This window comes from Pseudomonas sp. PS01301, assembly GCF_029960215.1.
GTDB lineage: Bacteria > Pseudomonadota > Gammaproteobacteria > Pseudomonadales > Pseudomonadaceae > Aquipseudomonas > Aquipseudomonas coleopterorum.
The window spans coordinates 1-1,821 of the sequence record NZ_JASCPM010000105.1 but is presented as its reverse complement, the minus strand read 5'-3'; the positions used below and the strand labels follow the sequence as shown (position 1 = coordinate 1,821).

Here is a 1,821-nt window from a genome sequence, read left to right as displayed (position 1 = left end):
ACCTTGCGCGCTCAAGGCAACAAGTTCGCCGAGCAGCGTTTTGTACATTGCGGCCCAATTGACGGTAGCGGGGACATCGGCGGCAGCCTGACGCCACAGATCGGCGATCCGGCGCTGCACCATAAGGATCAACTGGTCTGTGGTGGTGAACAGGCAATACCGAAGAAAGCATGCGACCTCCACGGTGCGCGCTGGCTCTTTGATCTTGGCTCCGGCTGAGGGCGGCCTGGAGACAAGTCGGCGCGCGTAGCGGCGCAAGATGAGATCGGGGATGTCTGCCAGGTGCTTATGAACGTCCAGCGTGTAAAGCAGGTCGATGCGCTCCAGTACCTCGCTGATTTGGCGGGTTGAGTGTTTCGCCGGTGCAGCCCATAGCCAACTCTGCTGGGTTTGTCCATCTGGGCGCAGCTCTGAAACTGAGGCTCGCCAGCGATCAAGTGTTGCTGGATCAACGCTGGCGGCGATGGCGGTGCCTGTTTCAACTTCAAGCTGGGCAAGTGCCGCCGCAATCAGTGTCCGAATTGCCCGCTCGTGCACGATCACCAGCTTGTTCTTGTACAGCCATTGACGCGCCCGCACGAGTAGCTGATCGCGGTCGGCGCAGCGCGCCACTTCGTCGCGCAGTTCACGTACCAGTGAGCGGCGCTGGTGCTCGCTCATCCACTGGAATCCAAGGACCGTGCAGGCTACTTGTTGGTGATCGAATAGCGTGCGCCCGCGTTCATACATGGCTCTCAGCGAGGCGACTTCTGGTGCTGCAATGCCAAGCTCGTTGCCAAGGTGGCGCCACAAGGCTACTGGAATTACCCGAAAGGCACCGAGCAAACGCCCACTCATGCGCAGGAAACCAATATGGAGCGCCAGACCAAGCTTGTGGGAATCACCTCGGCGTGCATTGATTGCGTCGCGCTCGGCACCATCGAAGGTGAAAAATGCCTTCATCTCGAAGTCGCTGATATCGCGGGGGAGCCCACGCATCCCCAAAAACGTTGTGTGCCAACCCTGCATCGTGAACCTCAAAAGTGGGAGGCCACCATACCCGTTTACAAAGCGAACAGGAAAGTCAATGAAATCAACGGTCTACCCAGACCACCCCCGCGCCAGTGCTAGCTTTGCGTACCGTCACTTATTGCACTGAAAACGAGGAGACCCCCAATAGGGTCGTCAGATCTGTGGACGCTCAATCGTACTGTTCGATGTGGCGCATCTCGTTGTACCCGTCGATGTCGAACGGGCAACCTATGGAGAAACGCAATGACACTATTTGTTAGCTGTGAAGCCGTCGAAGGCAAACTTATCGCAAACCCGAACGGCGGCAAGGCCGGGGAGCCCGACTACTGTGGATGCCTAGAGTTGGTGATGGGTGACTGGGAAGGGGTGCCCCGTCTGCGGGTGCCACTCCTGGCGTTCGAGGAAGGGCAGGGAGATGCCCTCAGGTACCGGCTGAATCTCAGCGGTATCGAGGGATTCATGGAACTCAAAACCGTCAAGTACAGCCCGTTAAGCGCAGACTTCGAAGGCATCATCGACAAACAGCTCGAGGTGGCGGCTTGGCGCGAATACAACTCGAAGGATGGATGGCACCTGCGGCTTCGCGCATGGGGCTACTTGTTCTCGAACGGCGAATGGACAAGGTCCACGGAAGCCCTTATCTTTTGATCTAAACAGGTCCCTCTCGTTCATCGCGGGAGGGGCAACACCAACCTAGGAGTGCATCATGTCCAAGCCCCTCAGCATCGGCGCTTTCGCCGCCGTGCAATACCTGCCGCATATCGAAACCTTCCTGGCCACCGGCGACGGTGACTTCGACGGCCCGATCTG

General features: G+C 58.4%; 2 protein-coding genes. One reads left to right on the top strand and one right to left on the bottom strand.

Annotation, left to right across the window (positions count from 1 at the left end; genetic code table 11):
* A partial coding sequence (locus QMX89_RS22585) for a DUF4158 domain-containing protein (protein WP_282349948.1) occupies positions 1–1,008 on the bottom strand: 1,008 nt, incomplete at its 3' end.
* Positions 1,009–1,254: 246 nt separating this feature from the next.
* On the opposite strand from QMX89_RS22585, the gene QMX89_RS22580 reads away from it, so the two are divergent.
* Positions 1,255–1,659 carry a hypothetical protein gene (locus QMX89_RS22580; protein WP_064493289.1) on the top strand — a complete coding sequence of 135 codons (405 nt, stop codon included), beginning with the start codon at positions 1,255–1,257 and terminating at the stop codon, positions 1,657–1,659.
* The last annotated feature ends 162 nt before the right edge of the window (positions 1,660–1,821 follow it).

Excerpts from the sequence above, each read along its gene's own strand:
- QMX89_RS22580 (WP_064493289.1), top strand. The coding sequence starts at position 1,255 with ATGACACTATTTGTTAGCTGTGAAGCCGTCGAAGGCAAACTTATCGCA.